Source organism: Burkholderia singularis (genome assembly GCF_900176645.1).
Lineage (GTDB): Bacteria > Pseudomonadota > Gammaproteobacteria > Burkholderiales > Burkholderiaceae > Burkholderia > Burkholderia singularis.
Window position 1 is genome coordinate 69,501 of record NZ_FXAN01000036.1, and the last position, 14,749, is coordinate 84,249.

A 14,749-nucleotide genomic window follows, 5' to 3' on the forward strand; every position below is an offset into this window, starting at 1 on the left:
GCGCTGGCTTTCGTTCGCTTGTCAGCGTCGCATCACGGCTTCATCGACCCCGTGCGCACATATCGCTCGTGCCACGACAGCGCCTCAGACAACAGATGCGGCGTGTGCTTGCCGAAGCTTTCGCGGCTTGCCCGCTCGAAATAGTCATCAAGCATCGGCCGATAGTCCGGATGCGCGCAGTTCGCGATGATCGTGCGCGCGCGCTGCTTCGGCGACAGCCCACGCAGATCCGCCAGCCCTTGCTCCGTGACGACCACCGCGACATCGTGCTCGGTATGATCGACGTGGCTCGCGATCGGCACGATCCGGGAAATCGCCCCGCCCTTCGCGGTACTCGCCGACATGAAGCACGATAGATAGCCGTTGCGCGCGAAATCGCCCGAGCCGCCGATTCCGTTCTGGATCTTCGTGCCCATCACGTGTGTCGAGTTGACGTTGCCGTAGATGTCGGCCTCGATCATTCCGTTCATCGCAATGCAGCCCAGGCGCCGCACCAGCTCGGGATGGTTGCTGATCTCCTGCGGCCGCAGCACGATCTTCGAGCGCAATGCGTCGATCTCGTCGGCAAAGCGCTGCGTCGCGTCGGGGCTCAGCGACAGCGCCGTGGCCGATGCAAAGCGCAGCGTGCCGCTCGCGAGCAGATCGAGCATGCCGTCCTGGATCACCTCGGTGAACGCGGTCAGGTTCGAGAAACCGCCGTCGCCCAGCCCGGCCAGCACCGCGTTCGTGATGTTGCCGACGCCCGATTGCAGCGGCAGCAGATCCGCCGGCAGCCGGCCGCGCTTGACCTCGTGGCGCAGGAAGTCGATCAAAAGCCCGGCGATCTGCTTCGATGTCGCGTCGGGCGGGGTGAACGCATTGCTGCGATCGGGCGCCTCGGTCTCGACGATCGCGACGATCTTCTCGGGCGCGCAACGCAGATACGGCTCGCCGATCCGGTCGTCGGCCGCCACCAGCGGAATCGGCTTGCGATGCGGCGGCAGCGCGGTGCCGTAATAAATATCGTGCATCCCGTCGAGGCCGATCGGTTGGCGCGCGTTCACTTCGAGGATCACGCGCTTTGCGCGATCGAGCCACGTCTTGTTGTTGCCGACCGATGCCGACGGAATCAGCCGGCCGTCCTCGCGAACGCCCGCGACTTCGACGATCGCGACGTCCAGTTCGCCGAACAGGCCGAACCACGCGTATTGCGCGACATGGCTCAGATGAATGTCCAGATAGTCGAGTTCGCCCGCGTTGATCTTCTCGCGCAGCGTCGGATCGGACTGATACGGCAGGCGCATCGAAATGCCGTTCGCCTTCGCGAGCGCGCCATCGAGTTCCGGCGCGGTCGACGCACCCGTCAGCACGTTGATCCGAAAGTCCTCGCCGCGCGCGTGCGCGGCGGCAATGCGTGCGGCGAGCGCGGCCGGCACCGCCTTCGGATATCCGGAGCCGGTGAAGCCGCTCATCGCAACGGTCATGTTCGGGCCGATCATCGCCGCGGCTTCGTCCGCGGAACGAACGACGGCGCGCAGGCTGGGGGCGAGGATGCGAGAAGTGGGCATGGCAGAGTGTCGAAAGGTTGTATTGAATCTGGCGGCGCAAGCACCGCACAGGCGTCTGCGAAGCGATGCGCGCCGTTGGCCGGCATGCGTCGAACAGGCGGCCGGGACACGGTGCGACGCAGTATCGCAGAGCGCCGGCCGGCTATAGTGTCGGCCGGATGAAAAACTGACTTACAGGATTCGGCAGGTATTTGTCTGACATCAAATTTTCATCGTGGGCGATACGCGCACATCACGATGTTCGAATCGAATCGGCTACGGTTCGGATTCGCGTAAAATATTACGATTTACCTTCAAAACGATTTGCAATCGTGCCGCTGCGTCATCAAAAAGCAATAAATTACAAATCCGTATATATTTCGCCGATGGACCCGAGAAAATCCGACACTCCGCCCGTTGAGAGTCCGCCGCCCCGCACTTGGGACGCCCGGCTCGCACGTCGGCTCGTCACGCCGCTCGTCGGCACCGCGATCACGCCCAATCATCTGACCACGCTGCGTTTGCTGATCGGCGCGGCCGGCGCATGGTGCCTCGCGCAGCCCGGCTACGGCTGGGGCAATGCGGGCGCGTTTCTGATCGTGCTGTCGAATTTCGTCGATCACACCGACGGCGAACTCGCGCGCATCAGCGGCCAGTCGAGCAAGCTCGGCCATTTCTACGATCTCGCGAGCGACGCGCTCGTCACGATCGCGCTGTTCGTGTCGATGGGCGTCGGCATCGTCGCGGCGGGCGGCCAGATGGCGGCGTCGCCCGTGCTGCTCGGCGCGCTCGCCGGCGCGGCCGTCGCGCTGATATTCTTCCTGCGGATGCGGATCGAATCGTTCGCCGGCAAGGCGGGCACGAAGCAGGCGTTCGTCGGCGGTTTCGAGACCGAGGACGTGTTGTATCTGCTGCCGATCGTCACCCTGCTCGACGGTGTCGAATCGTTCATCCTGGCCGCATCGATCGGCGCACCGCTGTTCGCCGCATGGGTCGCGATCGATTACTGGCGGATTGTGAAGCGCGGCGGCACGGCCGCAGCCGCGCACGCGCCCAATCCAACCGAAATCCAGCCCACCAAATGACCACCGACATCGAAGCAGCGCCGGCACGCGCCGGCAACGTCGATGATGCTGTCGCCGCGCGCGTGCGCGCGCTCGACGGCGCGCACCTGGCACGCGAATTCGCTCGCCAGGGCGCGTTCCTGTATCTCGACGACTTCCTGCCGAAGGATCTCGCCGGGCAAATCGCCGATGCCGCGCGCGCGCTCGTGCCCGCGATCAATCGCAACTATCTGCCGGGGCACAAGCAAGGCGGCAGCGTAAGCCGCCATACGATCGATGCGCAGGCGCCGCTGATCGCCGAGCTGTACCGCTCGAAGGCACTCGTCGGCTTCCTCGAATCGCTGACGGGCGACAAGCTGCTGCCGTCGCCCGGCGACGATCCGCATGCCTATGCGCTCTATTACTACACGCGCGCAGGCGATCACATTGGCTGGCACTACGACACGTCTTACTACGATGGCCGCCGCTATACGCTGCTGTTCGGCGTGATCGACGATTCGTCGGCGCGGCTCGATTACGAGCTGCACACGCGCAACCCGGACGTGCCCGACGAGCCCGGCTCGGTGCAGATCGCGCACGGCGGCATCGTGTTCTTCGACGGCGACAAGCTGCGCCATCGCGTCACGCCCGTCGCCGCCAACGAATTCCGCGTGTCGCTGACGTTCGAGTACGTGACCGATCCGGGCATGCGGCCGTGGAAGCGCTTCGTGTCGAACATGAAGGACGCCATCGCGTATTTCGGCTTTCGCCAGGTATTCAAGCAATCGGCCGCGCGCCGCCCGTCGGGGTCATGACGCGCACCGGCACGATTTTACTGACGCTCGGCACGGCGCTCTTCGTCGCCCTGCTCGCGTGGCAAGGCCTCGGCGCGGTTGCGGCGACGCTTGCAGCGGCCGGCTGGGGCCTCGCGCTCGTCGCCGCGTTTCATCTCGTGCCGCTCGTCGTCGACGCGGCCGCGATCGCGGTGATGTTCGGCCCGGACCCGGCCGCGCATGGCAGGACAGCGCGCGGCGCGGCGGGCCGCACGTTCGGCGACGCGCTGCGCGCACGCTGGGTAGGCGAATCGGTCAACAGCCTGTTGCCCGCCGGGCAGATCGGCGGCCCGGTGCTGATGGTCCGCCATCTCGCCAAGCGCGGCATGCGGCTCGCGGACGCGGCCGCCGCGATCACCGTCAGCACGACGATGCAGGCGCTCGCGCAGATCGTGTTCGCGCTCGCCGGCATCGCGGCATTCAGCGTCGGCGCGACGCACGCAGCCGCCGCCCAGTTGCGCACGCCCGCGCTGATCGCGACGGCCGTGCTCGGCGTGCTCGCGGGGCTTTTCTATTTCGTGCAGCAGCGCGGCCTGTTCGGGCGCGGGCTGCGTTTCGTCTCGAAACTCGGCCCGCGCGACTGGTCGTCGCTCGAGACGCGGGCGGACGCGATCGACGAGGCGGTCGGCCGGCTTTACCGCGAGCGCGGCAAGGTGGCCGCGACGTTCGCGCTGAGCCTCGTCGGCTGGATCGTCGGCACGGCCGAAGTGTGGCTCGCGCTGCATTTTCTCGGGCATCCGGTGAGCTGGCTCGACGCGCTGCTGCTCGAGAGCGTCGGCCAGGCGATCCGCGGCGCGGCGTTCGCGATTCCCGGCTCGCTCGGCGCTCAGGAAGGCGGCTATCTGCTGCTGGCGCCGCTCGTCGGGCTGCCGCCCGACGCAGCGCTCGCGCTGTCGCTCGCCAAGCGCGCGCGCGAGCTTGCGCTCGGCCTGCCGGGCATTCTGTACTTGCACTTCAGCGAGCGCCGGCGGGCCACGCCGGGCCTGGTGCCCCCCTCTCTCGGAGGGCAGCGAACGGAGTAAGCGCGGCGGGAATTTCGGCAAGCGCCGAGGACCGCCTCGAACTCGCCGCCCAGCCTTCTCGCGCGCCGAACGCCCCCTCGGGGAAAAAGCGGCAAGCGAGCGGCAAGCGGACATGATTGAATTTCAGTGGAAACCCGGTGGCAGCGATACGCCGCCACCCATTGCCGACTGATCCGGCGACGCGACAGTCGGCTCTTTTGCGTGGAGAACTCATGCGAGCGATCATTCTTGCGGCAGGCCTCGGCCTGCGCCTGCAGCAGCCTCCCGAGGCGCAATTTCCGAAGTGTTTGCTGCGCTTTCACGACATGTCGCTGCTGGAGCGGCACCTGCGCGTGCTCGACGCGGCGGGCGTCGACGAAATCGTGCTCGCGCTCGGCTTCCAGTCGGAGAAGGTCGAAGCCGAGCTTGCGCGCCTGAACCGCAAAGCCGAGATCGTGCTGAACCCGCGCTACGACCTCGGCAGCGTGCTCACCGTCCACACGGCCGCCGACGCGCTCACGCGCGGCGGTGACGTGCTGCTGATGGACGCCGACGTGCTGTACGACGACAGCATCCTGCACGCGCTTGTCGCCGAGCCGTCGCGCTCGATCGATCGCCTGCTGATCGACCGCGACTTCGAAACGGGCGACGAGCCCGTCAAGCTGTGCGTGAAAAACGGCGTGCCGGTCGAATTGCGCAAGCAGGTCGCGGCGGGGCTCGACTATGACACGATCGGCGAATCGGTCGGCTTCTTCCGCTTTCGCGAGGACACCGCGCGGCGGCTCACCGAAATTGTCGCCGGCTATGTCGATACCGGCCGCGCGAACCTGCCGCACGAGGAAGCGGTACGGGATCTACTGCTCGAAGGCGGCCGCCCGTTCGACATCGCCGACGTGACGGGCGCGCCGTGGATCGAAATCGATTTTCCCGGCGATGTCGCGCGCGCGCGCGATGAAGTTCTGCCACACATTCAACAACGCACGATCGGGGCCACACGATGAACGCACGAGAACCGAATTTCACCGAATCGCGCAGCGCACGGCTGCGCCGCATGCTCGTGAGCAGCGAACTCGAATTCCTGATGGAAGCGCATAACGGGCTGTCCGCGCGGATCGTTCGCGAGGCCGGCTTCAAGGGAATCTGGGCGTCGGGCCTCGCGATCTCCGCGCAGTTCGGCGTGCGCGACAACAACGAAGCAAGCTGGACGCAGGTCGTCGACGTGCTCGAATTCATGGCCGACGCGAGCGATCTGCCGATCCTGCTCGACGGCGACACCGGCTACGGCAACTTCAACAACGTGCGCCGGCTCGTGAAGAAGCTCGAGCAGCGCGGCATCGCCGGCGTGTGCATCGAAGACAAGCAGTTTCCGAAGACCAACAGCTTCATCGACGGCGAGCGCCAGCCGCTCGCCGAGATCGACGAGTTCTGCGGCAAGATCAAGGCCGGCAAGGATTCGCAGAGCGATCCGGATTTCTCGATCGTCGCGCGCGTCGAGGCGCTGATCGCCGGCTGGGGGATGGACGAGGCGCTGCGCCGCGCGAACGCCTATGCCGAAGCGGGCGCCGATGCGGTCCTGATTCACAGCAAGCTGTCGCGCCCCGACGAAATCCTGCAGTTCGCGCGCGAATGGAGCGGCCGCGCGCCGCTCGTGATCGTGCCGACCAAGTACTACAGCACGCCGACCGACGTGTTCCGCCAGGCGGGCATCAGCACCGTGATCTGGGCGAACCATCTGATCCGCGCGGCCGCGTCGGCGATGCAGGCCGTCGCGCGCGAGATCCACGAAAGCCAGACGCTGGTCAACGTCGAGGAGCGCGTCGCGAGCGTCAACGAAATTTTCCGGCTGCAGGACGCCGCCGAATACTCGGCCGCCGAGCGGATCTACCTGTCGTCGAGTTCGCGCGCGTCGAACGCGGCGATCGTGCTCGCAGCGAGCCGCGGCAAGGGGCTCGAGGCCGTCACCGAGGACAAGCCCAAGGTGATGCTGCCGGTGGCCGGCAAGCCGCTGTTGCGCTGGCTCGTCGATGGCTTCAAGAAGCAAGGCGTCAACGATATCACGGTGGTCGGCGGCTATCGCGCCGACGCGATCGACACGTCGGGCATCAAGCTCGTCGTCAACGAGCGGCACGCGCAGACGGGCGAACTCGCATCGCTCGCGTGCGCGGCCGAGCACCTCACCGGCGACACCGTGATCTCGTATGGCGATCTGCTGTTCCGCAGCTACATCCTGCGCGACCTTGCGCAAAGCGATGCGCAGTTCAGCGTCGTCATCGATTCGTCGCAGACCCAGCCGTCGAACCAGAGCGTGCACGATTTCGCATTCTGTTCGAGCGCCGACGACCGCGGGCTGTTCGGGCAGAAGGTTTATCTGCGGCGCGTATCGAGCGACGTTCATGACGAAGGCGAGCCGCACGGCCGCTGGGTCGGTCTCATGAACGTGCGCGGCGCGGGCGTCGCACGGCTGAACGCGATGCTCGATACGCTGAAGGCGCGCGCCGATTTCAATTCTCTCGATTTGCCCGCGCTGCTGAATGCGCTGATCGACGCCGGCGAACAAATCGAAGTGCAGTACGTGCACGGCCATTGGCGCGGCGTCAACGACCTCGACGATTTCCGCCGCGCCGGCGACTTCGCGCACGGCCAGACGCCATACGCGGAGCAGGATGCGGGCAGCGGAGGCGCGCGATGATCGAAGCCGCGCAATTCGTCGAAGCGGCACGCGCGCGCGGCTTCGACTGGTACGCGGGCGTGCCCTGCTCGTATCTCACGCCGTTCATCAATTACGTGCTGCAAGACCCGGCGCTGCATTACGTGTCGGCGGCCAACGAAGGCGACGCCGTGGCGCTCGTCGCCGGCGCGACGCTTGGCGGCCGGCGCGGTATCGCGATGATGCAGAACTCGGGGCTCGGCAACGCGGTGAGCCCCCTCACGTCATTGACATGGACGTTCCGGCTGCCGCAATTGTTGATCGTCACGTGGCGCGGCCAGCCCGGTGTGCCCGATGAGCCGCAGCACGCGCTGATGGGGCCGATCACGCCCGCGATGCTCGACACGATGGACATTCCGTGGGAGACGTTCCCGACCGAAGCCGATGCCATTGGCCCGGCGCTCGACCGCGCGATCGCGCATATGGATGCGACGGGCCGCCCTTACGCGCTGGTGATGCAGAAAGGCAGCGTCGCGCCATACAAGCTCGAGCGCGCGGCGATGCCCGCGCGACGCGCACATGTTGCGCCGCAGGTTGCGTCTGACGCGGACAGCGCGGACGTTTCGGCGGACGTTGCGCGGGGCATGGCCGACGCCGGCACCGCGAGTGTTTCGGACCGCACGCCGAACGCCGCCGCCGTGAACGTTCCAGGCAGCGCACCCCGCCCCGATGCCACCGCGAACCACGCGCCGCCCACCCGCCACGACGCGCTCGCGCACATCGTCACGCGCACGCCGGTCGAATCGACGGTCGTGCTCGCCTCGACGGGCTACTGCGGCCGCGAGTTGTACGCGCTCGACGATCGTCCGAACCAGCTCTACATGGTCGGCTCGATGGGCTGCGTGACGCCGTTTGCGCTCGGCCTCGCGCTCGCGCGGCCGGATCTGAAGGTCGTGGCGATCGACGGCGACGGTGCCGCGCTGATGCGCATGGGCGCGTTCGCAACGCTCGGCGCGTATGGTCCGTCGAACCTCGTCCATCTGCTGCTCGACAACGGCGCGCACGAATCGACGGGCGGCCAGGCGACGGTATCGCCGTATCTGTCGTTCGCCGGCATCGCGGCGGCGTGCGGATACGCGTCGGCACTCGACGGCGACGGCGCGCTGGACGTGCTCGGCGCAGCACTGGATGCCGCCCGCATGGGCGCGCGCGCCGATGTGCAAGACGGCGGCGCGCACTTCGCCTGCGTGAAGATCCGCGCCGGCGTGCCCGACGGTTTGCCTCGCCCGAGCGTCACCCCTGTCGAAGTCAAAACGCGACTGATGCGCCACATTGGCGCAACGCATGCCTGATCAGGAGAACCCAATGCTTCTGCTGAACCCCGGCCCCGTGACGCTCAGCGAGCGTGTGCGCAATAGCCTGTTGCAGCCGGATCTATGCCATCGTGAAAGCGAATTTTTCGATCTGCAAGACGAGGCGCGCGCGCGGCTCGTCTCCGCGTATGGGCTCGATGCGGCCGAGTGGTCGGCCGTGCTGATGACCGGCTCCGGCACGGCCGCCGTGGAAAGCATGGTGGCCGCGCTCGTTCCCGAAAACGGCAAGCTGCTCGTGATCGAAAACGGCGTGTACGGAGGCCGGATCAAGCAGATCGCCGCGCAATACGGGATCGCGCATGACACCGTCGAGCATGACTGGATGCAGGCGCCCGATCTCGAGCGCGTGAGCGCAGCACTCGACGCGGACCGCAGGATCACGCATGTCGCGGTGGTTCATCACGAAACCACCACGGGACGGCTCAACGATCTGGACGCGCTCGCCGCCCTGTGCCGGCCGCGCGGCGTGCGGCTGCTCGTCGATGGCGTCAGCAGCTTCGGCGCGGAAGCGATCAACTTCACGGGCGGCGACATCGACGCGGTCGCCGCAACCGCGAACAAATGCCTGCACGGCGTCCCCGGTGCGGCATTCGTGATAGTCAGCAAGCAAGCGCTCGCGCGCGCCGCGAGCCGCACGTACTACCTCGATCTCGGCCGGCTCGCACGGCTGCAGGAAGCACGCAACACGCCATTCACGCCATCCGTGCATGCGTACTACGCGCTCGTCGAGGCGTTGCGCGAGTTCGACGAAGCGGGCGGCTGGCGAGCGCGTCATGCACGCTATGCCGCGCTCGCGGAGCAAGTCAGCGCCGGGCTCGCCGCGCGCGCCATGCCGCTCGTGCTGCCGCCGGGCGCGTCGTCGGTCGTGCTGCGCGCATACCACTTGCCTACGGGTGTCACGTATGACGCGCTGCATGACGGGCTCAAGGCACGCGGCTTCGTGATTTATGCGGGCCAGGGCGGCTTGTCGAACGCGCTGTTCCGGGTCTCGACGATGGGCGCGATCGAGCCGGCGGACATCGATCGGTTGCTCGACGGCTTTACGGCGCTCACGCGCTGACGCCCTCACCGATACGCCGACGCGCCGGCACAGCCCGGTGGCACGCACCACGGACGGCCGCCACAAGGCGGCCGTCGCGTTTCGGATAGATTTGAATCAGCGATCCCCTACATCACCGGTTCGCTTGGAAAACAAGCAGACAGGATCTAACAATACGAATTGCGGGAAGATCGATAGGGATGGTAAACGGCGTCGTTTCTTTCAAACAGAACCGAACTTTATTGACGAAGCCGCTACGTCCGAATCCCGACGTAGCAGATTGATTGTGCAGTACAGACGATAAAATCAAGAACAGCATGGAAATCTTTGTTGTCGAGGCAAAGAGAATACTGAGAGATCAATGCAAAACTAATTCGCCCGTCTTTCACGATTTTTTTGAACATCAGCACGAATGTTTATGCGTCACATATCATTATAAAATAATTATCCAACGACATCGACAATTTCCACAAAATTTCTCCTAAATAAAAAATTCACAAATTATTTAAAAAATTAAAAATAAATCAACACACAATCACCTCACATACCTCCCACATTTAGGTAGTGCAAAAAAATAACTCAATCATTTAATCTACAACCGGGGATTGACCAGAATTCATTACTCCATTTTTCATTAATTTCAATCATTATCGAAAATATTGAAAAATTTTCCTCCCCATAAACGAACCATCTCTCACTCAAAGGGATTTTTATGTCTATCCATACCGGCGTTCGCGACATTCCTGGTTTCAAATACCAAATCCAGGTAAATAACTCCCAAAACTACGTCATCGCCTCAAAAAACAATCAAATTGTCGTCACATCCATCAACGATTCGCAAGCAACTCTGTACTGGTACTTCCTGCCGCTTCCGAGCACGGGTCAATTCTATATTTTCCTCCAGGATGGCGATTTCAACTACGACTCTACAGACGGCATTGTCAGTAGCGGAAATTTCATTAATTACAACCCGCAAACACCAGACGCCCCAGTCACTCTGGAGACGTACCCTGGAACCACTGCTTTTACATGGGTGACTGAGACCCCCCTTACCGGCAACGCCTATAATTGGGGATCCGCCCAAGGGAAAAGCACAACAGCGTGCATCACCACTACTAACGGCGGCCTTCTCCTGCCGACAGCATATAAAAATGACCATAATTCCAACAACCCTGCTGGCAGTGTTTCCGTGGATCACAGTAAATTTATTGCGACCACACAGGACTTCACCCAATGGCTCCTGAGCGGTTCAACAAATTAAACCGACGTCAGAAAAACAAGATTTATTGAATTAATTGTCATTTCAGGAAATTTTTATTTCTGCGCCCTATCATGAAAGCGATGGGTCATAAGTAAATATGCTCGTCACCCCCTCTCCGATCGGCTTTATGCTAGGGCGTATTCTCGAACCGAGTGTGAACTGTTCTGTCGTGCTCGAATGCAAAATTCGGCATCGCGCTCCCCAGTCCGGCCGCTACGACATGTTTCACTTTGACGGCCCGATACGCACGATCAATCACAAACGCCTATCGCCCATCGGCTCCACCGTCACCCCCACCGTCAACACCTGATCCGCCCCGCCCCCGCGAATCACCCCGCGCAACGGCGTCACGTCCGCATAATCCCGCCCGATCGACAGCATCACGTAATCGTCGCCCGGCGCGCGATCGTTGGTCGGATCGAGTTGCAGCCAGCCGCCGTCCTCCGGCCACGCCGGATCGTAGACCTCCACCCAAGCGTGCGACGCATCCGCGCCAATCAGCCGCGGCTGTCCCGGCGGCGGCTGCGTCAGCAGATAGCCGCTCACATAGCGCGCCGCGAGCCCCAGCGAGCGTAACGCGCCGATCATCACGTGCGCGAAGTCCTGGCATACGCCCTTGCGTAGCGCGAGCGCATCGAGCGCGGTCGTGTTCACATCCGTACTGTTCGGCATATACGCGAAATCCGCGTGAATGCGTCGCATCAGTTCCCATGCCGCCTGCACGAGCGGGCGGCATGGGGTAAAACTCGCCGACGCATAGGCAGCCAGCGCCGGATCGCAAGTGACATGCGGCGACGAAAACACGAATTCGGTCGCCGGATCGTATGGCCGTCCGGCGCGATATGTCAGCCGCTCGCGCACCGCCTCCCATGCGCTGGCGTGGCCGTCCCGCGGCGCGGCGATAGCAGGCGGCGGCTCGCCGCGCTTGCCCGCCGACCAAACCGGCGGCGTGATCCGCACGACGCTGCGACTGCGCACCAGCAGCGTCTCGTGCGGCTGGTTCAGCGCGAACGATGCACGTTCATTGCCAAACGCGTCGACATCGATGAGCAGTCCTTCCGGGCGCGGGTCAATTTCGAGCGAAAACTCGAGCACACGCTGTCGTGGCGTATCGAGCGGCCGCAAGCGCGCCTGATGCTGCGCGGATTCGACACGCGCCGCATAGCAGTACTGCGTATCGTGCGTCACGCGCAGCAGCCTGCCGACAGGCGACTTGCGCGCGCGCGCGCGTGCGTCCACCTTCACATTCGATGGCGTGCTCATCCCCATAGCGACCTGCCCGCTTCCCGCACGTGACTGAAATAACGCTCACCGATCCGGTTCGACAATTCCCACGTGGCCTTGCCGCATATCTGCAAACATTCGACAAGCGTCGCGTGACGGCCGTCGCCGTCCGTCTCGCACAATGCGCGCAGCGACCACTGAGATAAATCCGGCACGCCCTCGGAGAGCACCGCGAGTGCGTAGCCTTCGCCGCGTTCAACCTTCGACAGCCGGCCGCGCAGTTGCTGTGCGACCCATGCGAGCGAGCGCGGATTATCGGTGTCGAGCACGACGAGCGACAACAGCGGCGCAATGTCGAAGCAGCGCTGGAAACGCGAGCGGAACGTAATGACGCTGTCGAAGAGTTCAAGCGTAAGCTCGAAACCTTCATGCTTGTGGATCGCGCCATCTTCGAACGCGCGGGTCAGCACGCCGCATAGAAATTCGAGACGGTCGATCTGTCGGCCGATCGACAGCAAACGCCAGCCGTCGTCGCGCGTCATGTGATCGGTCTGTGCGCCGGTGATCGCCGACAGCAGCAAGCTCAAACGTTCGAGACGCTGCAATGCGTCGTTGCCGATCTGGTCCTCGGACTCGGCGTCCTCGCCGCCTTCGTCGAACAGTTGCGTTGCGTCGTCGATCAGCCGCCATTGCTCGCGCGACAACCGCTCGCGAATCGCCGCCGCGGCGCCGCGCATGCCAAACACGCACGAGGCGATACCGGATGAGCGATCCGCGCGCGGCGTCAATGCCAATGCCAATGCATGCTGGAACGCTCGCGGATCGTCGACGGCTGGCGGGACATCACCAGCGAGCAAACCGTTGTCGCGGCACAGCGTGTCGAGCAGATGCAGGTGCACGGGCGTCTCGACATCGTCCTCGCCGCGCAACCGCTCGAGCGCGCTGCGCGCCAGCCGTGTCAGGTTCGCCGCGCGCTCGGTGTAGCGGCCGAGCCAGAACAGATTCTCGGCCGCACGGCTCGCGATCGTTTGCGGCGCTTCCTGCAGATCATCCGGGCCGAGATGCGTTTGCAACAAAGTGGTCCGATCGATCGCATCCTCTGTCATGACCCAGGTATCGACACTGCTGCCGCCACGCGGCATCGGCGCATTGAACAATTCGTCGCGTGTACCGACGCGCGACAGCCCGCCCGGCAGCACGCGCCACGAACCCGCGCCGTCGGCGAGTGCGAACACGCGCAGCATCAGCGGCTTCGGCACGATCCGCGCGCCGCCATCGTCGACGCTCATACGCGCGGCCCAGGTCGGCGCCTGCGACAGCGGCAGATCGGACTGGACGGTGTAATGTGCGGGTTGCGCGGCAATCCGCGCGCGCCACTCGGCAAGTTGCGCGGAAGAAAGCCGCGAGCCGATCACCGGCTCGAAATGTCCGCCAGCCTGTACGCTCGCTGGAAACGTCGGCCTGACGATGCTGCGTGCGAGTTGCGGTAGCGCCTCTTCGCACGCGGCCTGTTCGCCGCACCACCACGACGGCACCGCAGGCAAGGATAAAATCTCGCCGAGCAGACTTTCAGCCAGGCGCGGCAGAAAACCTAGGAGTCCCGGCGATTCGAGAAAACCCGAGCCCGGCATGTTCGCGAGCAACACGTTGCCCGCACGCACCGCCTGCATCAGCCCAGGCACGCCGAGCAGCGAGTCGGGACGCAATTCGAGCGGGTCGAGCCATTCGTCGTCGACGCGCCGTAAAATCCCGTGTACCGGCTCGAGTCCGCGCAGCGTCTTCAGATACACATGCTGGTCGCGCGCAGTCAAATCACCGCCCTCGACAAGCGTGAGTCCCAGATAGCGCGCGAGATAGGCATGTTCGAAATAGGTCGCCGCATGCGGGCCGGGCGTCAGCAACACGATCCGCGAGTTCCTGCGCGCCGGGCTGAGTGCCTGCATGCTTTGCAACAGTGCGCGATAGCTCGCGGCGAGGCGCTGCACGCGCAAGCCGCGGAACGCACGCGGAAACAGGCTCGACACAATCAGCCTGTTCTCGAGCAAATAGCCGAGCCCGGACGGCCCTTGAGTATGCTGCGCCATCATTCGCCACACGCCGTCCGGCCCGCGCGCGAGATCGAATGCGGCCACGTGCAGCCATCTACCGCCCGGCGCCCGCGCACCGCGCATCGCGCGCAGATAGCCGGGATGCCCGGTTACGAGCGACGGCGGCAGCAGCCCGCGATGCAGAATCGTTTGTTCTCCGTAGATATCGGCAAGTATCGCATCGAGCAGACGCACGCGCTGCAACACACCGCGCTCGATCGCCGCCCAGTCATCTGACGTAATGATCAGCGGCAGCGGATCGAGCAACCACGGACGCACCGCGCCGCCGCCGGCCGCGCGCTCGTGCGGATGATAGACGAGACCGTTTTCGCGCATCCGGCGCTGCAACGCATCGGCACGCCGATCGAGATCGGCGATGCCTGCACTGCCGAGTTGCATGAAGAATGCACGCCACGCCGGCGCAAGCGCCGCGCTCGAGAATGCGGCCGCGCCGCCACGCAATTCGTCGTAGCGGCCGGTGATCGCGGGTGCGGCGAGCGCTGCGCCCAATTCGGCCGCGTCTTGCTGCGAACCCGTATCGAATAGCGTTTGCATCGCGTCGGCAGCCAGATCGTCGGAGGAAAGGGAAAACACGGTTCGATTCGTTTGGAACTATGCGGCCCCGGCCATCGCCGCGCGGCGCAGACGGCCCACACGCGGGCCGCGCCGCTCGTTGATGTCGAATCCTAACATTGCCGCCGGATGCCGGCACTCG

Annotated in this window: 11 protein-coding genes; 8 read left to right on the top strand and 3 right to left on the bottom strand. The window is 64.4% G+C overall.

Going from position 1 to position 14,749, the window contains the following annotated elements; genetic code table 11:
* Nucleotides 1-32 precede the first annotated feature (32 nt).
* Nucleotides 33-1,547 carry a succinyl-CoA:acetate CoA-transferase ScpC gene (gene scpC / locus BSIN_RS04945; RefSeq protein ID WP_089339681.1) on the bottom strand — a complete coding sequence of 505 codons (1,515 nt, stop codon included), beginning with the start codon at nt 1,545-1,547 and terminating at the stop codon, nt 33-35.
* 365 nt (nt 1,548-1,912) lie between these two features.
* Between scpC and BSIN_RS04950 the strand changes: the two genes are divergently transcribed.
* From BSIN_RS04950 to BSIN_RS25150, 8 genes are all read left to right on the top strand, one after another.
* The gene (locus BSIN_RS04950; RefSeq protein WP_089339682.1) at nt 1,913-2,611 is read left to right on the top strand and encodes a CDP-alcohol phosphatidyltransferase family protein; all 699 of its coding nucleotides are present in this window, start codon (nt 1,913-1,915) and stop codon (nt 2,609-2,611) included.
* Nucleotides 2,608-3,384, top strand: coding sequence for a HalD/BesD family halogenase (locus BSIN_RS04955; RefSeq protein ID WP_089339683.1), 777 nt, complete (start codon nt 2,608-2,610; stop codon nt 3,382-3,384). The genes BSIN_RS04950 and BSIN_RS04955 overlap by 4 nt, the downstream gene beginning before the upstream one ends.
* Nucleotides 3,381-4,424, top strand: a complete 1,044-nt coding sequence (locus BSIN_RS04960) for a lysylphosphatidylglycerol synthase domain-containing protein (protein ID WP_089339684.1) — start codon at nt 3,381-3,383, stop codon at nt 4,422-4,424. The genes BSIN_RS04955 and BSIN_RS04960 overlap by 4 nt, the downstream gene beginning before the upstream one ends.
* Before the next feature lie 212 nt (nt 4,425-4,636).
* Nucleotides 4,637-5,404, top strand: coding sequence for a phosphocholine cytidylyltransferase family protein (locus tag BSIN_RS04965; protein WP_089339685.1), 768 nt, complete (start codon nt 4,637-4,639; stop codon nt 5,402-5,404).
* Nucleotides 5,401-7,092: a phosphoenolpyruvate mutase gene (gene aepX, locus BSIN_RS04970; RefSeq protein WP_089339686.1), complete on the top strand. Its 1,692-nt coding sequence runs from the start codon at nt 5,401-5,403 to the stop codon at nt 7,090-7,092. The genes BSIN_RS04965 and aepX overlap by 4 nt, the downstream gene beginning before the upstream one ends.
* The gene (aepY, locus tag BSIN_RS04975) at nt 7,089-8,402 is read left to right on the top strand and encodes a phosphonopyruvate decarboxylase (protein WP_089339687.1); all 1,314 of its coding nucleotides are present in this window, start codon (nt 7,089-7,091) and stop codon (nt 8,400-8,402) included. Before aepX ends, aepY begins: the two co-directional genes overlap by 4 nt.
* Nucleotides 8,403-8,415: 13 nt before the next feature.
* Nucleotides 8,416-9,483 carry a 2-aminoethylphosphonate aminotransferase gene (locus tag BSIN_RS04980; protein WP_089339688.1) on the top strand — a complete coding sequence of 356 codons (1,068 nt, stop codon included), beginning with the start codon at nt 8,416-8,418 and terminating at the stop codon, nt 9,481-9,483.
* 691 nt (nt 9,484-10,174) lie between these two features.
* A complete protein-coding gene (locus BSIN_RS25150) occupies nt 10,175-10,723 on the top strand; it encodes a hypothetical protein (RefSeq protein ID WP_143757341.1) in 549 nt (182 codons plus the stop codon).
* A 255-nt stretch (nt 10,724-10,978) separates the two neighbouring features.
* Here the strand turns inward: BSIN_RS25150 and BSIN_RS04985 are convergent, their stop codons facing one another.
* Nucleotides 10,979-11,992 (bottom strand): transglutaminase family protein, encoded by a 1,014-nt coding sequence (locus tag BSIN_RS04985; RefSeq protein ID WP_173678628.1) that lies wholly within the window; start codon nt 11,990-11,992, stop codon nt 10,979-10,981.
* Nucleotides 11,983-14,589: a circularly permuted type 2 ATP-grasp protein gene (locus tag BSIN_RS04990; RefSeq protein ID WP_173678629.1), complete on the bottom strand. Its 2,607-nt coding sequence runs from the start codon at nt 14,587-14,589 to the stop codon at nt 11,983-11,985. Before BSIN_RS04990 ends, BSIN_RS04985 begins: the two co-directional genes overlap by 10 nt.
* Nucleotides 14,590-14,749: the final 160 nt, after the last annotated feature.